This is a genomic window from Qipengyuania sp. L-5Y (assembly GCF_056859455.1).
In genome coordinates, this window is sequence record NZ_JBSXOM010000031.1 from 223,521 (window position 1) to 246,372 (window position 22,852).

Consider the following 22,852-nt stretch of genomic DNA (forward strand, 5'->3'; position numbering starts at 1 on the left):
TCAGTCGATATATGGGGAGCGCATATCGTCGGGATGCTGCGCGGACATGCGCAGGATGGTGTAGCCGACTATTGCCGAGATCAGCGAGCCGAGGAGGATGCCGATCTTCGCCTCGTTGATCAGCAATTGTTGGCCGGTAAAGGCAAGCCCGCTGATGAACAGCGACATGGTGAAGCCGATCCCGCACAGGATGGAAACTCCCCATATTTCGGGCCAGCTCGCCTGATCCGGCCGTGGCGCGAAGCCGATCTTGTCGGCAACGAAGATCGCCGAGAATATCCCGATCTGCTTGCCGACGAACAGGCCGGCCGCGATCGCAAGCGGGAGTGGTGCGAAGACCTGTTCCAGACCCATGCCGGCGAGCGGCACCCCGGCATTGGCAAAACCGAATACCGGAACGATCAGGTAGGCGCTCCACGGGGCAAGCCCGTGTTCCATACGTTCGACCATGGTCTGGTCGTCGGGGCCGACCATGGGAATGCACAGCGCCGCGACGACGCCCGCAATGGTGGCGTGGATCCCCGAATTGAGGACGAAGTACCACAGGACCAGCGCGAGCAGGATGTACGGCCAATATCGTGCCACGCGCATCTTGTTCAGGACCATCATCGCCACGACTACCGCGCCGGCAGCCGCGAGCCAGCCGAGTTTGATCTGCGCGGTATAGAACAGAGCTATGACCATCACGGCGCCGATATCGTCGACGATCGCAACGGTCAGGAGGAACAGGCGCAGCGATGCCGGGCAGCGGTTCCCCAGCAGACCCAGTACGCCCATGGCAAAGGCAATGTCCGTCGCCGCCGGAATTGCCCAGCCGCGCATCAGTTCGGCATCGCCGCCGACCACGCCGACATAGACCAGGGCAGGGACTGCCATACCCGCAACCGCTGCAAGAATTGGCAGGCGGCGGGATTCAGCGGTCGATAGCTGTCCTTCTATCCATTCGCGCTTAACTTCGAGTCCGACGACGAAGAAGAACAGCGCCATGAGCCCGTCGTTGATCCACAAATGCATGTCGTAGAGTTTTGGGATCGGCGTCCAGGGCAATTCGCCGTAGAAAAGCTGCTCGTATTCCCCTGCAAGCGGCGAGTTGGCCGCCAGCATCGCGGCGATCGCCACGAGGATGAGCAGGATGCCGGCCGATGCATCGCTGACGAAAAGCGCGCGAACGGGGGCAAATACGAGGCGGATTCCTGAAGGACGTTGGTTCATCTTGGCGACGCTCTCTCCCGTAAAGCGTCCCATGTTGCAAGTCTTGAAAGCGGAGGTTAACGAAATAGGCAGGGGGTGCCGTATGGTACTGGGGTCGTTTACTTTCGCGGAATGGTTCGTGCTCGTGCAGCACGAATTACTGCTGTTCGCGGCAGCATTCTTTGCACTCGGCATGATCGACGAGTTTGCTCTCGACTGCACTTATGTCTGGATGCGTCTCACCGGACGTATTGCGACACCTCGCCTGAAAGAAGGCGATCCAGAGGCTATTACAAGCCTGGCCGGTCCTGCTGCCGTCTTCATTCCGACCTGGCGCGAAGAAGCCGTCATAGGCCCTACGCTCGTGCATATGCTGGACGTCTGGCCGCAGCCAGAAGTGACCATCTATGTCGGCTGTTATCGCAACGATCCCTATACCATGGCGGCCGTTATCGCCGCGACGCGGGGCGATCCGCGCGTACGGCTGGTAATCCACGGTGAAGATGGACCGACCTCGAAGGCTGACTGTCTCAACCGCTTGTACCGGGCGCTGGAAGAGGATGAGGTGCGATCCGGACAGAAGGCCTCCATGGTCGTGCTGCATGACGCGGAAGATATGGTCGATCCCGCCGCGCTTTCTCTTCTGGATCAGGCGTTATGGCACGCACAGTTCGTCCAGCTTCCGGTGCTCGCTCTTCCGCAGCATCGTTCGCCGTGGATCGGCTCGCATTATTCGGATGAATTCGCAGAATCGCATGGCAAGGCTCTGGTTGTCAGGGACGCATTGGGCGCAGCAATCCCAGGTGCCGGCGTCGGCTGCGGAATCGCGCGCAATGCTTTGGCAGCCTTGGCGGCGCGGGAAGGCGGCAGCCCCTTTGCGCGAGAATCCCTCACCGAAGACTACGAACTCGGTCTCAAGATCGCCCAGGCTGGAGGACGAGGTCGGTTCATTCGCGTACGCGGCTGCGATGGCCGCTTGATTGCGACGCGCGCGTTTTTCCCAACCGGCCGCGACGAATCGGTGCGTCAGAAGACGCGCTGGATGCACGGCATCGCCTTGCAGGGGTGGGACCGGCTGGGCTGGGACCGGAAGCCGGTCGATCTCTGGATGCAGCTTCGCGACCGGCGCGGGCCGCTCGCCGCCATACTTCTGGTGCTAGCCTACTCGCTGCTGGTGTGTGCCGCGATATCCATGATGCTGAGTGAACTGCATATCGTGGCACTTCCTGCCGTTTCACCGCTACTTTCAGCGTTGCTCTGGCTCAATCTCTTCGGGGTGGCGATGCGCTTTCTGATGCGTGCCTGCTTCACTGCGCGCGAATATGGCTGGCGTCAGGGATTGATCGCCATTCCGCGAACTTTCGTATCGAACATCATTGCGATCATGGCTGGGCGGCGCGCATTGATAGCCTACATCAAGACCCTTCGCGGTGCCCCGGTAATATGGGACAAGACGGAACATTGGGATCACCCGGCGCTGCTGAAAACGGTCGATAAAGCCGGTGCATAATCTGATCGCGCAACGTCAGGGGCAACCGGTTCTGTTCCTGTGCCTGCTGACGGCCGGATGGCTTTTACTGCGCGCGGCGACGTGGGAAAATCCGTTGCTGCCACCAGCCATTACGCCTGACCTGGTAATGATGGGGCTCGACAAGATCGAGAGCGCACCCGGACACACGGATCGTCGAACCGGCAATTTCGGTCCGCCGAGCATTCGCGCGGGAAATGGTGGCACCGGCGCTCCCCACGTCGCTCGTGAAACCGGGCGCCTAAAGCAGATTGGATTCGCCACACTGGTGCGCAGCGGCAAAGCTGGACCAGGGGCTGATGGCCTTGATCTTGAGCAGGTGGTGGCTCCACGACTTGGAGAATCGCCTGGCGAATTGGCGGTCGCCAGCACTCGAGACCAATCGCCCGAGCCAACCGATCGACCAGTTTCTTCTGTGCGAGAGGATACTCGACCGGGGGGCTCGGCCTGGCGGATCGACGCCTGGCTGGTCGCGCGAGAGGGTAGATCCTTGCCGACGGAAGGCGGATCGCGACCGGCCAGTTATGGGGGCAGTCAGGTCGGCGCTGTGCTGGCGTATAGTCTCGATCGATCCAGCGCCCACCGACCGGCGGCATATTTCCGCGCCAACCACGATCTCGGCAGCGACGGACAGACGGATACAGCCCTTGGCCTGCGTGTCCGCCCTCTCGCGAAGATACCGATCGATCTTAATGCTGAAGCGCGGGCGACGCATCGAGATGGATCAACCGAATTGAGGCCTGCAGCCTTTGTGGCGGGGGGATTCGAGCAGGGCAGGCTGCCGATGGAAGCGACGGCGCGAGCTTATGGGCAGGCTGGCTATGTCGGCGGCGATTTCGCAACCCCATTCGCAGATGGCGCTCTGGTCGCGGAACGCCGGGCGGTGACTTTCGATTCGGGTGGTCTGTCGCTTGGAGCGGGGGCCTGGGGCGGCGCCCAGAAAGGGGCGTCCCGGGTCGATGTGGGACCCGCAGTGACCCTCAATCTCTCCGCCGGGGGGGCGCCCGTGCGTCTGGAAGCAGGCTACCGCGTGCGTGTTGCTGGCAATGCAGCGCCGGGAAATGGTGGCGTGCTGACGCTTTCGACCGGGTTCTGACATAGTCCGGCTTCCAACCGTCCGCCCGCTGCGATAGGGCGAAGCCATGGATGTCTATCTCCCAATCGCGAACCTGTCCGTAAATGGACTTTGGATCGTCGCGTTGGGAGCTTTGACGGGCATTCTTTCCGGATTGTTCGGTGTGGGCGGCGGGTTCCTGACCACTCCCTTGCTGATCTTCTATGGCATCCCACCGACCGTGGCGGCTGCATCGGCATCGACGCAGGTCACCGGCGCGAGTGTCACCGGCGTGCTGGCGCATGGCGGGCGCGGCGGTGTCGATTATCGCATGGGGATGGTAATGGTGGCCGGAGGTATCGTCGGATCCGGTTTCGGCGCGCTCCTGTTCCGTTTTCTGCGCTCGATCGGCCAGATCGACGTGGTCATCAGTGCGCTATACGTCATCCTGCTCGGCACGATTGGCATGCTGATGGCACGCGAAGCGGTGCAGACGCTGCGTGGCACCGGCAGTTCGCAGGCGGCTCGAAGGCGGCACCACCCCATTATCGCGAGCCTGCCAATGCGCTGGCGTTTTTACCGTTCGGGCCTCTACATTTCCCCGATCGCGCCACTGGTTGTGGGCGTGGCGGTCGGTGTTCTGACCATGCTGATGGGCGTGGGTGGCGGGTTCATCCTTGTTCCTGCCATGCTCTATATTCTGGGCATGAGCGCAAATGTCGTCGTCGGCACCTCGCTCTACAATATTCTGTTCGTGACCATGGCCACCACCCTGATGCACTCGCTGACCACCAAGGCAGTCGATATCGTGCTGGTGTTCCTGCTGCTGGTGGGCTCGGTCACGGGCGCGCAGATCGGCTCGCAGATCGCGGTCAAGGCGAAGCCCGAGATATTGCGCCTCATCCTCGCTGCGATCGTCCTGCTTGTGGCGTTCCGCATGTTCCTCGGCCTGTTCTATCAGCCGGACGAAATCTACACGCTGTATCCGTTGTGAGGGCGCTTCTTCTCATTCTCTTCGCTTTTGCGCTGATGGGACAGCGGGATCCCATCCTCGTGCCCGAAGTGAGTCAGCATGAAGTGCGCGTACGGCAAGGCTTTACCGGAACCGAGCTGCTGCTTTTCGGCGCGGTGCTCGATCCGCTGGGCAGGGCGGCCGGCAGCGACTACGATATCGTAGTCGTTCTCAAGGGCCCGTCCGAACCGGTTCGACTGCGCGAGAAGGAGCGTTTCGTCGGCGTGTGGGTCAACGCGGCGAGCAGCGATTTCCGCTCTGTCCCGTCCTTCTTCGCCGTCGCTTCTTCGCGCCCTGTATCGGAGATCGTCGACGAGAAGACCGCAGCGATCTACGAGTTCGGAACAGACTACATCCAGTTGTCACCGAGCGGCGTGATCGATCCGGAAGAACAGGCGCGCTTCAAGGCCGGGCTAGTCGATCTCAAGACGCGCCAGCAGCTCTACAAGCAGGATTTCGAGGGCGTTCAGATCAGCGAACAGGTGCTCTACCAGTCGCGCATTTCGCTGCCATCCAGCGTGTCTACCGGGACGTATACGGCGGAAACATTCGCTGTTCGCGATGGGCGGGTCATTGCATCGGCTCAGGCGGAAGTCGAAGTGAAGAAGGTCGGCTTCGAACGGCTCGTAGCGGAATATTCTCAGGAATGGTCGCTGGCCTACGGCCTGATGGCGGTCGCTCTTGCCGTGGGGATGGGCTGGGCAGCAGGCCGGTTGTTCGCGTTGATGTGATCCTTTCTTGCGCGGCGGCGTTGACCACATCTTAAGCAGTTTCGGGCAGGCGATACGCTGGCGCAAATGGGGCGTCATACGTGGGGCACAGCTGACCGATGACCGAAATGGGCAATTCCAACTACCGTACCTTCGATCCGGCGATGGAAGATGGCGCAGAGCCGCCGCAGCCGCGCAGCAATTCGCTACGGGACCGAATCAGGCGCAGCGCCGAACAATCCGCTCCATATGTGTCCCCTTCGGGATATGTTCACCAGCCGCAGCCTTGCGCGGATGTGACATCTGACCAACCGGTATCTGTCGAACCGATTGCGCCTGCCGAACGCTTTACACCAACGCTGGGAGACGCACCGCCGCGCCCGTCGGACCTTGCGCCGCAGCGCGAGCCTGCGAATGCGGTCGAAGGCCCCGCAGAAGAAGAACCGGTCAGCGAGAATGCCACCCAACCCATTGGCGTGGTGCTGGAGATCGCCGGCTCGGGTTCGATGATTGCCATCGACCTGCAACGCCTCAACGAGTGCACCGAAGATGACGATCCATCGATCGCGATGGCCGGACAGGTCGGTTCGCAGGTCAAGATCCGCGTCGGCAACAGCTGGCTTCTCGCCAGCGTGCGCAATCAGCGCCAGGATCGCAAGGCAGGTTCCATCCTCGCCAATATCGATTTTCTCGGCGAAGGGATCGAAGAGAAGCTGACCGGAAAGCTCCATGGCTTCCGCCGCGGTGTGACGCGCTATCCCGTTCCGGGCGGAATGGTCTATCCCGCGTCGACGCAGGACCTCAAGCAGGTCTATGCGAGCGACGGACGCAGCGCGGTAACGATCGGCAAGGTCTATCCCACGAAGGACATCCGTGCGGGCATCTACATCGATGCCATGCTCGGGAAGCACTTTGCGCTGCTGGGGTCGACCGGCACCGGCAAATCGACCAGCGCGGCCCTGTTGCTGCACCGTATCTGCGAGGCGGCGCCCGAGGGGCATATCGTCATGATCGATCCGCACGGCGAATATTCGGCGGCGTTCCGCCATACCGGTGTGATCCTCGACGTCTCGAACCTCCAGATGCCGTACTGGATCATGAATTTCGAGGAGCATTGCGAAGTGCTGCTCACCAGCAACGGGAATGAGCGCCAGGTCGATGCCGACATTCTGGCGCGCTGTCTGCTCAAGGCCCGGCAGAAAAGCCGCCTTGCCGAAAGCATGGGCAAGATCACGGTCGATTCCCCCATTCCCTATCTCCTGTCCGACCTCTCGAACGAGATTCAGGACGGGATGGGCAAGCTCGACAAATCGACCAACTCCGCCCCTTACATGCGGATCAAGAACAAGCTCGACGAGATCAAGGGCGACCCGCGGTACCAGTTCATGTTCTCCGGCATGCTGGTGGCCGACACGATGGCCGATTTCATCGCCAAGATCTTCCGCATGCCATCCAACGGCAAGCCGATTTCGATCATCGATGTGTCGGGCGTCCCCTCGGACATTACCGCGACGGTGGTTGCCGTGCTCAGCCGCCTGGTCTTCGACTTCGCCATCTGGGGCCGCGAGGAGCGTACATCGCCGATCCTGCTCGTGTGCGAGGAAGCCCATCGCTACGTTCCGAACGAGAAGAATGCCGATGGCAATTCGGTCGGCACCATCCTTAGCCGCATCGCCAAGGAGGGCCGCAAATACGGCATCTCGCTCGGCCTGATCACGCAGCGGCCGTCCGACCTTGCCGAAGGCGTGCTGTCGCAGTGCGGTACCATCATTTCGATGCGCCTCAACAACGACCGCGATCAGGAATTCGTGCGGGCCGCCATGCCGGAAGGTGCGCGCGGGTTCCTCGATGCGATCCCGGCCCTGCGCAATCGCGAATGCATCATCTGCGGCGAGGGCGTGGCCATCCCCATGCGCGTCAGCTTCGACAATCTCGAGGAATCGCGGCGCCCGGCATCGGAAGACCCGAGCTTCGTCGAGCTGTGGAACAAGACCGGCGGCGAAGAGGAAACCGTCCAGCGCACCGTGTTGCGCTGGCGTTCGCAGGGCTGATCCGACCTCGCGGCGTTACATGTCGGGCTTGAACCGCCCGACCGCTTCGCCATTCGTATTGACCTCCTCCGCCGCGCGTTCGGGCGAGATGGCGCGTGCCTTGAGGCGCCAGCCCTTGCGGCGATAGGCAACGATCGCCAGCGCGACGCCGACGAAGGAGCCGAAGGGGAAGCTCAGCCACAGGGCATCCTGTCCCAGCGTGCCGACCAGAGCGTAGTAGAAGCCGAGCCGCGCCGGGAACAGGGCGATCCCCAGCACGATCAGCGGCGCATAGACGACGCCGCCAGCGCGCATGGTGCCGAACAGTACGATCGTCACCCCGAAGATGATGAAGCTCCAGCTCGCCAGGAACTGGATGTGGCGGGCCAGGGCCACGGCAGGACTTTCGGGACCAAGGAACAGGACCAGCGCCGCGCGGTCGAACAGCAGCAGCAGCGCGGTCATGACGCCGGTCAGTACAAGGTTCGTGCTCACCCCGGCGCGGCTGATCTGGTCCAGCCGGTCCAGCTTACCCGCCCCGATGGCCTGCGCCGCCATGGCACTGGCACCGGCACCGATCGCCATCGCGGGCATCTGGAGATAGGTCCATAATTGCAGCGACGCGCTGTAGGCGGCGGCCGCAAGCAGCCCTTCGCGGTTGACGAGGCCGATGAAGACGATCCCCGCCGAAGACACCAGCAGCATCTGCGCCCCCATCGGCAGACCCTTGCCGAGGATATAGCCCATTTCGGCCCGCCGCGGGATGAGATAGCCGATTTCCCTGCCACGCAGACGCAGCGGCAGATCGCGCCAGTAGACATAGGCGACCAGCCCGGCGAGCGAGACATAGCCCGCGATCGCGGTGGACAGCGCCGACCCGGCAATCCCAAGCTGCGGGAAGGGGCCAATCCCGGCAATCAGAAGCGGGTTGAGCACGATATCGAGCACGACCGTCAGCGCCATGAAGATGAAGGGCGTTCGCGCATCCCCCGAACCGCGCAGGCCCATGGCGATCATCACCGTGGCCATGGAACCGGGGATGGCGATGAAGATGACGCGCAGATATGACAAAGCGAGCGTGTAGGCCTGTTCCGGTGTGCCCAACGCCTGCAGCAGGGCGGGCGATGCCAGCCAGCCTGCAATCGCCACGATCAGCGCGAGCGTAAGGCAGAACCCCATGGCGGTGCCGAATGTCCGCCGCGCCTGATCGGTATCGGATGCACCGAACGCCTGCCCCATCTTGACCGTCGCCGCCATGCCGAAACCGAAGACGGCGGCGAAGGTGAGGAACATGATGATATTGGCATTGGCGGTTGCAGCCAGTGCCGCTTCACCCAGCAGCCGCCCGACCCAGATCGAATTGACCGAGCCGTTGAGTGACTGGAGCAGATTGGATGCGAGCGTGGGCAGGCTGAACAGGACCAGTGTCTTGAGAACCGGTCCGCTGGTCAGATCGCGCGGCTTGGCTGGCGTCGGCGGTCTCATGTGGCCCGCGTGTCTCCGAACAGGTGGATGTGCAGGCGGTCGCTCAACCGGAAACCATGGCGCACGCAAAGCGGTGCGAGCCATTTCTCGCGCTCGCGCAAGGTCTCGCTATCGGTGCCTTCGGCCATCAGGAACACATGGCCGGGCCTGAAACGGTACCGGTCGCGCAGCGCCAGGACCTCGTCGACGTCTGCGGGTTCAGCGATCACGAATTTGAACCATGCGCGCGGATCGGTGGCATAGGCATCGAGCCGTTCGGGCAGCAGCGCCAGTTCGGCGGGATTGCCGCTATGCGCGAGCTTGGGGCTGACGTTGAACTGGTCGATGCGGATATCGAGCGGGGCGGGGGCCTTGGTCGTCCCGTTGGTTTCGATCTCGACCGACACATCGGGCAGCAGCTCGAGCAGGCGAGCAAGGGCAGGGGCCTGCAGCAAGGGTTCGCCCCCGGTGATGACGAGGCGGCTTTGCCCCAGCGCCATGATGCGCGCGGCGACTTCATCTTCCGGCAGCGAGAGCTGGTTGGCCTTGCGGTCGTATTCCACGCCGCCGCGATGCGGGCGTTCGTCGCCCTGGAAATGCCAGGTATAGGCGGTGTCGCACCACACGCAGGCAAGGTTGCAGCGCGACAGGCGCATGAAGGCGACCGGCATGCCCATGCTCGGCCCTTCGCCCTGAACCGACGCGAAAATTTCCGGCCCGCCTTCATCGTCGGTCGCGAGTATCAGCGCCATGCCAGTCCTGACGGGTTTACACCGACCCCATGCAAAATAGAAACTCCGGCAGGCCGCGACGCTGCGGTCAAACTATTGTGAGAAAACAGGAAAGTTGGCTTTCCCCAATTCGAAGGTGTCACCTTTCGCGCAGGCCCCGTCACGATGATTTCCCACATGCGTTTCGCGCAGATACGGATGGGCCGGGGATTCATATCCCCGGCATAGGCAAAATGTCCCCGTGTAGGAAAGAGCTACCTTACCCCAGCCGCGCCAGCGCAGCAGTCAGGCGTTCGACCTCTGCGGTGTGATGGGCGTGATCGGCACGGGCCTTTTCGACCGCTTCGGGCTTGGCGCGATCGACGAAGTTCGCGTTGGACAGACGCCCTTCGAGCGACTTGGCTTCCTTGGTGGACGCTTCGAGCGCCTTGGAAAGGCGGGCTTTCTCGGACGCAATGTCGATCACACCTTCAAGCGGGATCACGAAGGCATCCTCGCCGGCTGCGATCTGCATGGCGGCACCGGCGGGGGCATCGACCATGTGGATCGGGGTCAGGCGGGCAAGCCGCTCGATCGCTGCGCCATTGGCCTCGACCACCGATTTCGCCAGCGCGCTGGGCGTCGGGCAGAAAGCTTCGAGCTTGGCGCCCGGCGGAATGCCCAATTCGTTCTTGGCGGTCCGCACCGCGCTGGTCAGCGCGATCAGCCAGTCGATTTCCGCCTTGGCCGCCGCATCGATCTCGGCCTGCGGATCGGGCCATTGCGCGGTGATCAGCGGGTAATCGGGACGCGCGGCCTGCTTGGACCAGAGCTCTTCGGTGATGAAGGGCATGAAGGGGTGCAGCATGACCAGGATCTGGTCGAGCGCCCAGCCGGCTACCGCCTTCGTCTCGTCATCGAAATTGCCCTTGATCAGTTCGATATACCAGTCGCAGAACCGGTCCCATACGAAGTGGTAGATGGTATTCGCAGCCGCATCGAAACGCAGTTCGGCCAGCGCCCTGTCGAGCGCGTCCCTGGTTTCGATGACTTCGCCGATGATCCAGCGATTGACCGCCAGCTTGGGGGCAAGGCCGGGGCCGGTATGATCGCCGATGCCGCCGACGATCCCGTTGGACTGGCAGAAGCGCGTGGCATTCCACAGCTTGGTCGCGAAATTGCGGTATCCCTCGATCCGCTTGTCATCCATCTTGATGTCGCGGCCCTGGCTTTCCATCGCCGCCATGAAGAAGCGCAGCGCATCGGCACCGTACTGGTCGATCAGGCCCAGCGGATCGACGACATTGCCCTTGGACTTGGACATCTTCTGCCCGTCGGCAGCGCGGACAAGACCGTGGAGATAGAGCCTAGGCCAGGGGTTCTGGCCGGTGTTGTACTGCCCCATCATCATCATCCGGGCATCCCAGAAGAACAGGATGTCGAACCCGGAAATCAGCAGGCTGTTGGGGTAATGTTTATCGACGAGATCGGTCTTGTCCGGCCAGCCGAGGGTGGCGGACGGCCACAGCGCGGAAGAGAACCAGGTGTCGAGGACGTCTTCGTCGCGGGTCAGCGCGACGCCGTCGCCAGCCTGTGCCTGCGCCTCTTCTTGCGTCATCGCGACATAGGCTTTGCCGTCGGCGTCATACCACGCCGGGATGCGGTGACCCCACCAGAGCTGGCGGCTGACGCACCAGGGCTGGATGTTTTCCATCCAGTTGAAGAAGGTCTTCTCCCAGCTCTTCGGCACGATTTCGACTGCGCCGCTCTTCACGGCCTCGATCGGCTTCTTCGCCAGCGTTTCGGCATCGACATACCACTGGTCGGTCAGCCAGGGTTCGATCACCACGCCGCCGCGGTCGCCGAACGGTGTCGCGATGGTGCGCGGTTCGGCATCGTGCTCGACAGCGTTGCCTTCCTTGTCCTTCGTGACATGCGGAATGAGGCAATCCAGTTCCTTCAGTCGCCGCACGACCAGTTCGCGGGCGCCGTCCACGCCGTCGCGCTTGAAGCGGTGAAGGCCGAGGAATTCCTCCGGCACCAGCCCGTCCGCTGTCTGGCAGACATTGGCTTCGCCATCGAGCATGTTGAGCATGTCGGCCGGCTTGAACCAGGCGCGCTTGCCGACTTCGAAATCGTTGAAGTCGTGGCCCGGCGTGATCTTGACCGCGCCAGACCCGAGTTCGGGATCGGCATGTTCGTCCGCGACGATGGGCACGCGGCGGCCGGTGATGGGCAGCACGACATGCTTGCCCACGACCGATGCGTAACGCGCATCATCGGGATGCACGGCAACCGCCATGTCGGCCAGCATGGTTTCCGGCCGCGTGGTGGCGACTTCGATGTAATCGCGACCGTCGGCCAGCGTCACACCGTCTTCGAGCGGATATCTGAAGTGCCAGAAACTGCCCTTCACATCCTGCGTCTCGACCTCGAGATCGGAAATCGCGGTCTTCAGCTTGGGATCCCAGTTCACCAGCCGCTTGTCGCGATAGATGAGCCCGTCATTATGCAGGTCGACGAAGGTCTTGAGCACGGCCTGCGAAAAATGATCGTCCATCGTGAACTGTTCGCGGCTCCAGTCCATCGAACAACCCAGACGGCGCAGCTGGCGGGTGATCGTGCCGCCGCTTTCTTCCTTCCATTCCCACACCTTCGCGATGAAATCCTCGCGCGAATAATTGGTGCGTTTGTCCTGACTGGCCTCGAGCTGGCGTTCCACCACCATCTGCGTGGCGATGCCTGCGTGATCGGTGCCGACCACCCACAATGCATCCTTGCCGCGCAGCCGTTCGTAACGGATCATCACGTCCTGCAGGGTGTTGTCGAGCGCGTGGCCGATATGCAGGCTGCCGGTCACATTGGGCGGCGGATTGACGATAGTATAGGGTTCGGCCTGCGGACGGTCGGGGCGGAACAGGCCCTCTCCCTCCCAATGCGCGTACCAGCGCGCCTCGATTTCGGCGGGATCGAATGTTTTCGGTAGCTCGGTGCTCATGGGCTCGCCTTTGCCAGCGCCCTTGTTGCGATGCAACGCTGCAGGTGATGTGCGGCGATAGTCGCTTGGCAAGCGACTCATTTCCCCTCATACCCGCCCGCAATGGGTGGTATTGCCGAATATGAGCTGGTCGAAGGGGATGACGGGGGCAATGTGCTCGTCCTGTCGGGACCCTTCCTGGTGTCCACGATCGGCCAGGTCGATCACGATCTGCGCGCGCTGGACGGCCAGATAACCAAGGTCGACCTGTCCGCAATCAGCGAAATCGACACGGTCGGCGCCTGGGTCGCCTGCAGCATTTCCAGAGAGTTCAACGCCGACCTGACCGGGGCGAGCCCGCGGGCGGAACGCCTGATCGAAGCGCTGAAAGACACTGGCTCGAAGGAAGAAATCGGCGCTCCGCGCCTGCCGGTGTTCGAACGCGTACCCGAAGCGATCGGCCAGAAGATGCTCAATGCCCGCAAGGGCGTTTACGGCGTGGTCGGCTTTCTGGGCGCGCTGCTGCTGTCCATCGGCAGCCTGATCCGCCATCCCAAGCGGTTCCGCTGGCTGGCGCTGGTCCGCCAGCTGGAACTGGTGGGTATTTCGGCCCTGCCGATCGTGGGGCTGATGAGCTTCCTGATCGGGATCGTCATCGCGCAGCAGGGGGCAGTGCAGCTGGCGCAGTTCGGGGCGGAAACGCTAACCGTGAACCTCGTCGGCAGGATTACCCTGCGCGAACTGGGCGTGCTGATGACCGCGATCATGGTCGCGGGCCGTTCGGGCAGCGCCTTTGCCGCGCAGATCGGCACCATGCGCCTGACCGAGGAAGTCGACGCCATGCAGACCATCGGCATATCCCCGATGGAAGCGCTGGTCGTGCCGCGAATCATGGCAGCGGTGCTGATGATGCCGCTGCTGGGCTTCTACGCCGCAGCCGTCGCCATCATCGGCGGCGCCGTGGTCGGCCAGTTCATGCTGGGCATACCGTTCTGGACCTTCCTGAGCCGCATTCAGGATGTCGTCCCGATCTACGATTTGTGGGTCGGCCTGCTCAAGGCGCCGGTCTTCGGCCTGATCGTGGCGCTGGCCGGTTGCTATCACGGCATGCAGGTGAAGGGGAATTCCGAAGACGTCGGCCTGCGCACCACCATGGCGGTGGTTACCGGCATCTTTGCCGTGATCGTGATCGACGCCTTCTTCGCGGTGTTCTTCACCAAGGTCGGGTGGGCTTGATGGCACAGGACGAAACCGGCCGGCAGCTCGAGCGCCACGAGCGTTTTCGCGGCGAATATCCGATCGAAGTGGAAGGGCTGACCAACCGCTTCGGCGATCAGGTCATTCACCAGGATCTCGATCTCAAGGTCAGGCGGGGGGAAATCCTCGGCGTGGTCGGCGGCTCGGGTACGGGCAAGTCGGTGCTGATGCGCTCTATCATCGGGTTGCAGCACCCTGCGGAAGGGGACATTCGCGTGTTCGGTCGTTCCGTGGTCGGCACCGATCCCGAACAGGATATCGGCATCCGCAACCGCTGGGGCGTGCTGTTCCAGGGCGGGGCGCTGTTCAGCACGCTGACCGTGGGCGAAAACGTCGAAGTGCCGCTGAAGCAGTTCTATCCCGAAATCGATGCCGAGCTGCGCCATGAAATCGCGCGCTACAAGACGATCCTGTCGGGCCTGCCGGAAGAAGCGGTGAGCAAATATCCCAGCGAACTGTCGGGCGGGATGAAGAAGCGCGCCGGTCTGGCCCGCGCGCTGGCGCTCGATCCCGAACTGCTGTTCCTGGATGAACCCACTGCGGGGCTCGACCCCATCGGCGCGGCGGCGTTCGACAACCTTACGCGCGAGCTGAAGGAAACGCTGGGTCTCACCGTTTTCCTCATCACCCACGATCTCGATACGCTGCACGAAATCTGCGACCGCGTGGCGGTGCTGGCGGACAAGAAGGTGATCGCGGTCGATACTGTTCCCAATCTGATGGAACTGGACCACCCCTGGATACAGGAATATTTCAACGGGCCACGCGGCCGCGCGGCGCTGACGGCGCAGGCGCTCGACGAACTGCGCAGTCACATGGACAAGCCGCTCGCGGCGAACGTGGTCAAAGCGTTGGACAAACCGCCTGCGGGCAAGGCATAGGGCGAAACCAATGGAAACGCGGGCAAATCACGTTTGGGTGGGGGCGGTGTCGCTGCTGATCCTCGGCGCGCTCGCGCTGTTCATCGTCTGGCTCGCCAGGCTGGGCGGCGGCGCGCAGGACGAATACGACATCTTCTTCAAGCAGTCGGTATCGGGGCTGGCCAATGGCAGCGGCGTCGATTTTTCGGGCGTGCCGGTCGGCCAGGTCACCCAGATCGAACTGTGGGACAAGGACCCCGAATTCGTCCGCGTCCGCATCAAGGTGAAGGACACCGTGCCCATTCTCGTCGGCACCACCGCCACGATCCAGGGCAGCTTCACCGGCGTATCGACCATCACGCTCGACGGCGCGCGCACCGGTGCGCCGCCGATTTCGTGCGAGACGACCGCCTGCACCGAAGGCGTGCCGATCATCCCGCCCACGGCCGGCGGTGGCTTCGGCGCCGTGCTTGCCAGCGCGCCGCTGCTGCTGGAACGGCTGGCCACTCTGACCGAGCGGCTGACCGTCCTGCTGAGCGATCGCAACCAGGAACAGATTTCGCAGATTCTCGCCAATGCCAATGCCGCCAGCGCCGGTTTCGCCGATGCGGCCCCGCAGATGGAACGCACGATGGCGGAACTCCAGGTGACGCTGCGCGAGGCGGCGGAAGCGCTCGACCAGTTCGAAACGGTCACCCGTTCGACCGATCGCATCATCAACCAGGAAGGCGAAGCCATCGCCCGCGATCTTCGCTCGACGCTGGAATCCGCCAGCGGTGCGGCCAAGGCGCTGGAAGACACGCTGAACGATGCCCGCCCAGCGACCAAGCAGCTGACCGAAAGCACGCTGCCCGCGGCAGAGGCGACGCTGCGCGACCTGCGCGCCACCAGCAAGGCGCTGCGCGACGTGACCGAGAAGATCGACGAAAAGGGTGCAGGTTCGCTGCTGTCGAGCCAGCCATTGCCTGATTACAAGCCGTGAGGGGCCTGAGCATGAAAAGCACCATTAAACTTGCCGCGCTGGCTCCGGCGCTGCTGCTGGGCGGCTGCCTCAGCTTCGGCGGCGAAGCGCCCGACAGCCTGCTGACGCTGACGCCCACCGCTATGGTTCCGGCCGGGGCAGGCGCGCCCATGTCGCAAAGCAACGCCATCGCGCTGGTCGAATTCGGATCGACCAAGGCGATCGACGTTACCCGCGTTCCGGTCCAGGTGACCGACACCGAACTGGCCTATCTGCAGGATGCCGTGTGGGTCGATCGGCCCGCGCGCCTGTTCGGTCAGCTGGTTGCCGAAACCATCCGTTCGCGTACCGGCCGCATGGTCGTCGATGGTGACGATCCGGGCGTCGGCGCGATCGACCGGCTGCACGGCACGCTGCGCAGCTTCGGCTATGACGCGCGCAGCAGGGATGTGGTGGTCGTGTTCGATGCGGTCCGCAACGGCGCTTCGTCCAGCGTGACGACGCGGCGGTTCGAATCGCGCGTTCCCGTTGCAGCGCCGGAAACGGCCTTCGTCGGTCCGGCGCTCAATCAGGCGGCCAATGATGTCGCGGGCCAGATCGCCGACTGGGTCGGCCAGGGCGCTTAACGGGTTGCGGCCAGCGTCGTGAAAACCTGCGCGGCCGAGAAATCGTCGGCCCGGCGTTTGCGGACGGCTTCCGCTTCCTCGTCCCGGCCCCACCTGTCGGCCTGCCATTCTTCCTCGAGGTTGGCGTCCCGCCACAAACTCATGGGATCGTTGACGGCTTCGTCGCTCGCCAGCAGCGCAATGCACAGCGACGCGGCAAGCGAGGCCATGGCCGTCACGCCGGCCAGCGCGAAATCGTCCAGCGTTTCCAGATGATGGCGCAGCGCCGCCAGCGTTTCTTCCGCTTGCGGACGATGGACGATCCCGCTTACGCGCTGGAACCGCATGCCGAACCGGTTTTCCAGATGTTCGACCAGCGGCTCCCACCGGTCCTGCTGATGGCGATACAGCGCATCTTCGGGATCGGCGCGGTAACACAGCGTGTCGGTCTCGGCATAACCGATCAGCTTGTCGATCGCCGCGTCCCGGTCCGCCCGGACGATGTCGATCGCAAAATCCGCGTGATCGCGAAACAGGAACAGCCCGGGGTCGATCTTGTCGCCCTGATCCTGCCATTCGCTCGCCAGCGCATTCGCCAGAACGCGGCTCGGCACGATCTGCGGCTGCTTGCTGCCCTGCGTTCGGATGGCCCGGCCATCCAGCGAAACCTGCCAGCCGCCATCCACTTCGTCGACGGAAACGTCCTTGTAGAACCGCTTCACTTGCGGCTGCTCCACCGCTTGGCGAGCGTGGTCGGCACGATGAACACGCCCACCAGCCCCAGCGCCATGAACAGGTAACCGAGCATTTCGGGGAACGGCAGGACTTCGCCCAGGATCAGCGCCCCGACCACGCCCAGCAACAGGCCGGACAGGCGCATGGCCTGAATCGCAAGGAACCGGGTTTTGGCGGGATCATGCTGGTCCACGGATCATCTCTCCTAATTGCGCTGCCGTATCGGCCACCGCGCTGGCCCCGGTGTCGAGCAGTTCCTGCGCTTCGTGATAGCCCCACGAAACGCCGATCGCCCGCACGCCCGCGGCCACTGCCATTTCCATGTCGAAACTCGTATCGCCGATCATCACGGCCTCGCCCGGCGCCACTCCCGCTTCGACCAGGGCGGCTTCCAGCATCGCCGGGTGGGGCTTGGATGGATGGCGGTCGGCCGTCTGCAATGAAATGAAGCGATGGCGGATGCCATGCGTGTCGAGGCATGAATGCAGGCCGCGATCGCTCTTGCCCGTCGCCACTGCCAGCAGCCAGTCTTCGGCCGCCAGTTCCTCGATCAGTTCGGCAATTCCGGCAAACAGCGGTTCGCGCAGTCCGCCCGACTGGCGCAGGTCGCGAAAGCCGGTCTTGTATGCTTCCACCACCGCATGGCGCTGTTCGTCGCTGACGTCCGGCGCCAGTTCGCGCAGCGCATAAGGCAGGCTCAGTCCGACCATCCGGCGCACATGGTGCCGGTCGGGTGCGGCCAGTCCATTGCTGGTAAAGGCCAGTTCCATCGTCTCGCAGATCGCCGCCTGGCCATCCACCAGCGTCCCGTCGCAATCGAACACCACCAGCCTGCTCATACGGCAGTCCCGCCAATGGCTGCGGCCAGCGCTTCATTACCGTTCCCGGCAAGACCGGCGACGATCGTCTCGCGCTCTGCCGGGATGCGCTTCTGCGATAGCTTGAAGGTCGGGCGCCATTCGCGCACCTCCATTTCGAAACCGACGATGGCTTTGAACAGCCCGTTCCACATCGGCTCGCTCGCCTCCCCGGCGCTCCAGCGTTCGCCTTCGATGCGGTGTTCGTGCGTGTCGATCAGATCATAAAGCAGCGTGTCGAGTTCGTCGTCCGCGATGCGCTGCACCGGGCCTTCCATCTCGATCGCGACATAATCCCAGGTCGGCACCGTGTCGCGGTTGTCGTACCATCGCGGCGAAACATACCCGTCTGGCCCGTTGACCAGGGCGAGGGCGGTTGCTCCCTCCAGCGAACGCGTCAGGTCATTGCCCCGGGCAAGGTGAAACTGCAGCCGGTTCTCGTCGCGCATGATGAAGGGGGTGTGGGCAACCCGCGGCCCTTCGGGTGTGGTCAGAAACACCATGCCGAACGCCGCCCGGCCGATCCATTCGCGCATCAGCGCCTGATCCTCGCTTCTGAAAAGCGGGTTGGGATGCATCAGCGCTTGCCCTTGGGCTTCGGCTTGCCGCTGGCTGCACCACGTGCGCGCCGCGGCGAACGCTGCGATTTGCGGAAGTTTTTCGCGTGCTGGCGCGCCTGCTGCTTCTTTTCCTCGCGGCTCTTGGGCGGCGGATCGTCGCGCATGGGGGTGGCGTCGCTGGCGTTCACATCGAAACCCAGCTGTTCGAGCGATGCGGCGAAATGTTCGGGCAGTTCGGCCGTTACGTCCAGCTTGCCGCCATCGGGACTGTCGATGATCAGGCGCCGCGCATGCAGGTGCATCTTGCGGCTGATGGTCCCGGTAAGAAACGCATCCTTGCCGCCGTATTTCCCGTCGCCCACGATCGGATGGCCCATGGCCGCGCAATGGACGCGCAACTGGTGGGTTCGCCCGGTCATCGGCTGCAGTTCCAGCCAGGCGGCTTTCTTGCCCGCGCTGTCGACCACGCGATATTTGGTCTTTGCAGCCTGCCCGTCTTCGTGGTCGACATGCATCTTCTCGCCGCCCGAACCGGGTTGCTTGGCCAGCGGGGCCTCGATCACGCCTTCGCGGATATCGGGCACGCCGATCACCAGTGCCCAATAGACCTTCTTGGCGGAACGGCCCGAAAACCGCTTGGAAAAGAACGATGCGCTGCCCGGTGTGCGCGCCACCAGCAGGACGCCGCTGGTATCCTTGTCCAGCCGGTGGACCAGCCGCGGGCGCACCTCGTCCTCACCCGGCGCATAGGCATCGAGCAGGCCATCGACGTGGTTGAACGTGTTGGTTCCGCCCTGCGTTGCAAGGCCCGGCGGCTTGTTTAGTACCAGCGCGCCCTTGGTCTTGGTGATGACCATGCCTTCGGCCTGCTCGATTTCGGCAGGCTTCAGCTCGCGCTTGGTCTTTTCCTTCTTGTGCGGCGCATCGCCGCCCGGGGGCACGCGGATCTGCTGGCCCTGTTCCAGCCGGTCGTCGGGCTTCACCCGCTTGCCGTCGACGCGCACCTGACCGGTGCGGGCCCATTTGCTGACCGTCCCGAAGCCGACCTGCGGCAGGTGGCGCTTGAACCAGCGGTCCACCCGGATGCCATCGTCATCGGCCTCGACCGTGAAACTGCGCACTTCGTCGGAAGTCTTCATCCTGCCATCCTCATTACACCAAGGCCTACCATCAGTCCGGTGATGCCAAGCGCGATCGACAGGAAGGCGTAAAGCAGGGCGAACAGGTACTGACCGCGTTCGATCAGCAGCACCATTTCAAGGCTGAAGGCGCTGAAAGTCGTGAAGCCGCCCAGCAGGCCCACGCCCAACAGCAGGCGCAGCTGTTCGCTCCCGCCCGATCCGTGACGCGCCAGCCATCCGGCCAGCAGGCCCATGAACAGGCTGCCCGCGGCATTGGCGGCAAGCGTTGCGAACGGGAAAACGCTGATGATCGGGGCGCCCAGCCAACTAGTCATGGCACGGCCAAGCTGCCAGCGGAGCACCGCACCGACCCCGCCGCCCAGAAAGACGTGCAGCGCTGCGACGAAGGGAGAAAAGGAGGACATCGCCGGTGCCCTTAGCCGCCATTTGCGCGTTCGTCATCCCGATGCACGCGCCCGCATCTGCGATTGCTACAAAGACTTGCCATTTACGGAGCGAATCCGTATGTGCGCACCCGTTCGAGCCGATCCGGAACGGATTCGGCGCGTATTTCGTTCTATTGGCGAAACCGTTTCAAGGAGGCAAAACCCGCTGCGCGGGCTCTGGCCCGCAAGTTGAGGTATTGAAGTTTATGCAGATCATGGTTCGCGATAACAATGTCGACCAAGCTCTCCGTGCGCTCAAGAAGAAGCTGCAGCGTGAAGGCGTATATCGCGAAATGAAGCTGCGCCGCCACTACGAAAAGCCCAGCGAAAAGCGCGCCCGTGAAAAGGCTGCTGCCGTTCGCCGCGCCCGCAAGATGGAACGTAAGCGCATGGAACGCGACGGCATCAAGTAAGTCGCTATTGCGGCTGCCACGAAGCTAAGCCATGAGGGCGCGGAGAAATCCGCGCCCTTTGCGTATCAGGACACTTTTTCATGACCGAGATTACCCGCGTTCCTCTCCAGCCCATCAAGAAAGGCTCGCTGACCAAGCTCTGGCTCGGCGTCGCGGTGGCCGTTTTGCTGGGTGCCGGCCTTGCCTGGGCCGCCATTCCCAAGGGGCTGGATGTCGAAACGGTAACCGCTGGCACGGGCGATTCGCCGAAAATGGGCGACGTGGTGTTCGTGAAATATGTCGGCAAGCTCGCCGACGGGACCGAATTCGATCGCTCGCAGCCGCTCCCAATCCCGCCCGGCCTGTTTCCGGAAGGTAATCCGCTTCTGCTCGAAGAAGGGGCGATCATCGATGGCTTCATCGAAGGGCTGACGCAGATGCAGAAGGGCGGCAGCTACGTCCTCACCATTCCGGCGGAACAGGCCTATGGCGCCGAACCGCCTCCCGGTTCGCCGATCCCGCCCAATGCCGATCTGACCTTCGATGTCGAAGTCGTCGATTTCATGAGCCGGGACGATTTCCAGGCCCGTGCCAATGCGCTCCAGCAGATGATGGGCCAGCAGCAGCAGGGCCAGCCGGGCGAACCCGGCCAGCCGGTGCCGCCGCCCGCCGAATAACCGATACGGGGGAGGTCGCATGAGCCAGCCCCGCGATCCGCATACGTCCTCCCTCCATTCCGACTGGCCGCTTCGCCCGTGGGGCCTTGCCGCCCTCCTGGGGCTGGCGGGCGTCGGCGTGTATTTCCTCGCCGAATGGAATGCGGATGTGTGGGCGCCGTGGCGTGCCGCGCTGACCGCTGCTTTGGCTTCCGGGTCGCTCGCTCTCGCTTTCACCGTCGATCGCGGCCGCTGGAAACAGCCGCTCGCCTTTGCCGCCGTCGTGGCGCTGATCATGGGCGGGATCGCCTGGCGCGTCGCACTAGCCAGCGAAACCCATGTCGATGCGCCGTTCTGGTTCGCTGCCGGGATCGTCGCCATCGCGCTTGCGCTGCCGCTGTTCCAGGCCGGTTTCCATCGCCGGCGCTGGCGCACCTCCTACGATGAAGCGCATTTCCACGTCTGGACCGATGCCATTTGCGTGGCAGGGGCTCTCGCCTTCGTTGGCCTATCTTGGCTGCTGCTGTTTCTCCTCGCGCAGCTCTTTGCCGCCATCAAGATCGATGTTCTGAAGACGCTCGTCGATCAGGGGTGGTTCGGCTGGATGTTTTCGGGCGCTGCATTCGGCGCCGCGCTCGGCGTTCTGCGCAATCAGCTCAGGATCATCGGCACGCTGCAATCGGTCGTGATGCTGGTCTTCTCGATCATCGCCGTGCCGCTGGCGGTCGCACTCGTCATATTCCTGCTGGCCGTCGTGGCCAGCGGCATTTCGGTGCTGTGGAATGCGACCGAAAGCCCCACGCCGCTTCTGCTCTCATTCGCCGCGGCCTGCTTCGTGCTGGTCAATGCCGTGGTCCGCAACGGCGATGCCGAAGCGAGCGGCAACCGCGTGCTGCGCTGGGCGGCGCTGGTCCTCGCGCTGGCGATCCTTCCGCTGGCGCTGCTCGCCGCGATCTCCACCGGCACGCGTATCTCCGAATACGGCCTCAGCCCGGAACGGCTGTGGGGCGTCGTCGCGGTGGCGGTGGCGGTGGCTTACGGTGTCGCCTATTTCATCGCTCCGATCCGCGGCCGGATGGCGGGGTCCTTGGCGGGATGGATGGACGGCGTGCGAACCGCCAATATGCACCTTGCGGTCGGTACTTGCGTGCTCGCCTTCCTCCTTGCCCTGCCGCTGTTCGATTTCGGCGCGATCTCCACGCGCAACCAGCTCGCCCGGCTCGAATCGGGGGCGGTCGCCGTAGAAGACTTCGATTTCGCTGCCTTGCGCTGGGATTTCGGCGATGCCGGGCGGCAGGCGCTGGCTCGCCTTGCCAAACGCAGCGGGCAGGTGGGGGAACTGGCGCAGGCTGCTGCCGCTCGCCAGACCCGTTATTACGGGCGGGCCGATCCCGATCCGGAACTTCGCATGACTTTCGACGATCCAGCGCTTGAGTCGCGCCTCGAAGCGTATGTTCGGGACCATTCATACAGTTGTTTTGACATGTGTATCGGTGTCGATTTGGGCGAAATCGGCGGTGCGCGGCAGGTCGCCCTGCTGCAGGGCTCCACCTATACCCGCCTCAATGTGCCCGCATCCGGCCCTCTCGCCGAGGCGCCGTCTCCCGCGCCAACGCCCCCGATTTCCGCCGATTCCGCCGTGGAAGTGCGCCCGGTCGAGCGCCGCTACATCGTCGTCGACGGCCAGCCTTTCGGCCCGCCGCTGGACTGATGCGCGATGCCGCTT

General features: G+C 63.5%; 22 protein-coding genes. 12 read left to right on the forward strand and 10 right to left on the reverse strand.

Annotated features, from left to right (window positions below; genetic code table 11):
* Complete coding sequence (gene nhaA, locus AC13F2_RS12015; RefSeq protein ID WP_103022721.1) at positions 1 to 1,212, reverse strand: Na+/H+ antiporter NhaA; 1,212 nt, start codon at positions 1,210 to 1,212, stop codon at positions 1 to 3.
* Positions 1,213 to 1,294: 82 nt separating this feature from the next.
* Here nhaA and AC13F2_RS12020 point away from each other — a divergent pair, with 82 nt between their 5' ends.
* The 5 genes from AC13F2_RS12020 to AC13F2_RS12040 all read left to right on the forward strand — a co-directional run bounded on the left by AC13F2_RS12020 (position 1,295) and on the right by AC13F2_RS12040 (position 7,546).
* Positions 1,295 to 2,701: a glycosyl transferase family protein gene (locus AC13F2_RS12020; RefSeq protein WP_272019866.1), complete on the forward strand. Its 1,407-nt coding sequence runs from the start codon at positions 1,295 to 1,297 to the stop codon at positions 2,699 to 2,701.
* A complete protein-coding gene (locus tag AC13F2_RS12025) occupies positions 2,694 to 3,815 on the forward strand; it encodes a hypothetical protein (protein ID WP_482965331.1) in 1,122 nt (373 codons plus the stop codon). Before AC13F2_RS12020 ends, AC13F2_RS12025 begins: the two co-directional genes overlap by 8 nt.
* Before the next feature lie 46 nt (positions 3,816 to 3,861).
* A complete protein-coding gene (locus AC13F2_RS12030) occupies positions 3,862 to 4,767 on the forward strand; it encodes a sulfite exporter TauE/SafE family protein (RefSeq protein WP_196846745.1) in 906 nt (301 codons plus the stop codon).
* Positions 4,764 to 5,516: a TIGR02186 family protein gene (locus AC13F2_RS12035; RefSeq protein WP_375245302.1), complete on the forward strand. Its 753-nt coding sequence runs from the start codon at positions 4,764 to 4,766 to the stop codon at positions 5,514 to 5,516. The genes AC13F2_RS12030 and AC13F2_RS12035 overlap by 4 nt, the downstream gene beginning before the upstream one ends.
* 98 nt (positions 5,517 to 5,614) lie before the next feature.
* The gene (locus AC13F2_RS12040) at positions 5,615 to 7,546 is read left to right on the forward strand and encodes an ATP-binding protein (RefSeq protein WP_482965332.1); all 1,932 of its coding nucleotides are present in this window, start codon (positions 5,615 to 5,617) and stop codon (positions 7,544 to 7,546) included.
* A 15-nt stretch (positions 7,547 to 7,561) separates the two neighbouring features.
* On the opposite strand, the gene AC13F2_RS12045 is transcribed toward AC13F2_RS12040, so the two are convergent.
* The 3 genes from AC13F2_RS12045 to AC13F2_RS12055 all read right to left on the reverse strand — a co-directional run bounded on the left by AC13F2_RS12045 (position 7,562) and on the right by AC13F2_RS12055 (position 12,697).
* Positions 7,562 to 9,010 (reverse strand): MATE family efflux transporter, encoded by a 1,449-nt coding sequence (locus AC13F2_RS12045; protein ID WP_248284290.1) that lies wholly within the window; start codon positions 9,008 to 9,010, stop codon positions 7,562 to 7,564.
* On the reverse strand, positions 9,007 to 9,741 hold the full coding sequence (locus AC13F2_RS12050; protein WP_482965333.1) for a 7-carboxy-7-deazaguanine synthase QueE: 735 nt from the start codon (positions 9,739 to 9,741) through the stop codon (positions 9,007 to 9,009). Before AC13F2_RS12050 ends, AC13F2_RS12045 begins: the two co-directional genes overlap by 4 nt.
* Positions 9,742 to 9,979: 238 nt before the next feature.
* Positions 9,980 to 12,697, reverse strand: a complete 2,718-nt coding sequence (locus AC13F2_RS12055) for a valine--tRNA ligase (protein ID WP_482965334.1) — start codon at positions 12,695 to 12,697, stop codon at positions 9,980 to 9,982.
* A 102-nt stretch (positions 12,698 to 12,799) separates the two neighbouring features.
* Between AC13F2_RS12055 and AC13F2_RS12060 the strand changes: the two genes are divergently transcribed.
* Genes AC13F2_RS12060 through AC13F2_RS12075 form a run of 4 tightly spaced genes read left to right on the forward strand, consistent with a single transcriptional unit; the run spans position 12,800 to position 16,380 of the window.
* Positions 12,800 to 13,912, forward strand: a complete 1,113-nt coding sequence (locus AC13F2_RS12060) for an MlaE family ABC transporter permease (protein WP_103022519.1) — start codon at positions 12,800 to 12,802, stop codon at positions 13,910 to 13,912.
* Positions 13,912 to 14,814 (forward strand): ABC transporter ATP-binding protein, encoded by a 903-nt coding sequence (locus tag AC13F2_RS12065; RefSeq protein WP_103022725.1) that lies wholly within the window; start codon positions 13,912 to 13,914, stop codon positions 14,812 to 14,814. Before AC13F2_RS12060 ends, AC13F2_RS12065 begins: the two co-directional genes overlap by 1 nt.
* Before the next feature lie 10 nt (positions 14,815 to 14,824).
* On the forward strand, positions 14,825 to 15,775 hold the full coding sequence (locus tag AC13F2_RS12070) for an MlaD family protein (protein WP_103022520.1): 951 nt from the start codon (positions 14,825 to 14,827) through the stop codon (positions 15,773 to 15,775).
* An 11-nt stretch (positions 15,776 to 15,786) separates the two neighbouring features.
* Positions 15,787 to 16,380, forward strand: coding sequence for an ABC-type transport auxiliary lipoprotein family protein (locus tag AC13F2_RS12075; RefSeq protein ID WP_482965335.1), 594 nt, complete (start codon positions 15,787 to 15,789; stop codon positions 16,378 to 16,380).
* Here the strand turns inward: AC13F2_RS12075 and AC13F2_RS12080 are convergent.
* From AC13F2_RS12080 to crcB, 6 genes are read right to left on the reverse strand one after another with little or no spacing between them, the layout of a single operon-like run.
* Positions 16,377 to 17,081, reverse strand: a complete 705-nt coding sequence (locus AC13F2_RS12080) for an ATP12 family chaperone protein (protein ID WP_482965336.1) — start codon at positions 17,079 to 17,081, stop codon at positions 16,377 to 16,379. The two genes, AC13F2_RS12075 and AC13F2_RS12080, sit on opposite strands and share 4 nt — an antisense overlap.
* On the reverse strand, positions 17,078 to 17,287 hold the full coding sequence (locus AC13F2_RS12085) for a hypothetical protein (RefSeq protein ID WP_103022523.1): 210 nt from the start codon (positions 17,285 to 17,287) through the stop codon (positions 17,078 to 17,080). The genes AC13F2_RS12080 and AC13F2_RS12085 overlap by 4 nt, the downstream gene beginning before the upstream one ends.
* Positions 17,274 to 17,933, reverse strand: coding sequence for an HAD-IA family hydrolase (locus tag AC13F2_RS12090; RefSeq protein WP_103022524.1), 660 nt, complete (start codon positions 17,931 to 17,933; stop codon positions 17,274 to 17,276). Before AC13F2_RS12090 ends, AC13F2_RS12085 begins: the two co-directional genes overlap by 14 nt.
* Positions 17,930 to 18,529 (reverse strand): FMN-binding negative transcriptional regulator, encoded by a 600-nt coding sequence (locus AC13F2_RS12095; protein WP_482965337.1) that lies wholly within the window; start codon positions 18,527 to 18,529, stop codon positions 17,930 to 17,932. The genes AC13F2_RS12090 and AC13F2_RS12095 overlap by 4 nt, the downstream gene beginning before the upstream one ends.
* Positions 18,529 to 19,650 carry an RluA family pseudouridine synthase gene (locus AC13F2_RS12100; protein ID WP_103022526.1) on the reverse strand — a complete coding sequence of 374 codons (1,122 nt, stop codon included), beginning with the start codon at positions 19,648 to 19,650 and terminating at the stop codon, positions 18,529 to 18,531. Before AC13F2_RS12100 ends, AC13F2_RS12095 begins: the two co-directional genes overlap by 1 nt.
* Positions 19,647 to 20,057 carry a fluoride efflux transporter CrcB gene (gene crcB / locus AC13F2_RS12105; RefSeq protein ID WP_103022527.1) on the reverse strand — a complete coding sequence of 137 codons (411 nt, stop codon included), beginning with the start codon at positions 20,055 to 20,057 and terminating at the stop codon, positions 19,647 to 19,649. The genes AC13F2_RS12100 and crcB overlap by 4 nt, the downstream gene beginning before the upstream one ends.
* Before the next feature lie 227 nt (positions 20,058 to 20,284).
* On the opposite strand from crcB, the gene rpsU reads away from it, so the two are divergent.
* The 3 genes from rpsU to AC13F2_RS12120 all read left to right on the forward strand — a co-directional run bounded on the left by rpsU (position 20,285) and on the right by AC13F2_RS12120 (position 22,837).
* On the forward strand, positions 20,285 to 20,491 hold the full coding sequence (gene rpsU, locus AC13F2_RS12110) for a 30S ribosomal protein S21 (RefSeq protein ID WP_011413239.1): 207 nt from the start codon (positions 20,285 to 20,287) through the stop codon (positions 20,489 to 20,491).
* Between the two features lie 80 nt (positions 20,492 to 20,571).
* A complete protein-coding gene (locus tag AC13F2_RS12115; RefSeq protein ID WP_103022528.1) occupies positions 20,572 to 21,147 on the forward strand; it encodes an FKBP-type peptidyl-prolyl cis-trans isomerase in 576 nt (191 codons plus the stop codon).
* 19 nt (positions 21,148 to 21,166) lie between these two features.
* Entirely contained in the window at positions 21,167 to 22,837 is a 1,671-nt protein-coding gene (locus AC13F2_RS12120; RefSeq protein WP_482965338.1) for a DUF4153 domain-containing protein, read from the forward strand.
* Positions 22,838 to 22,852 lie beyond the last annotated feature (15 nt).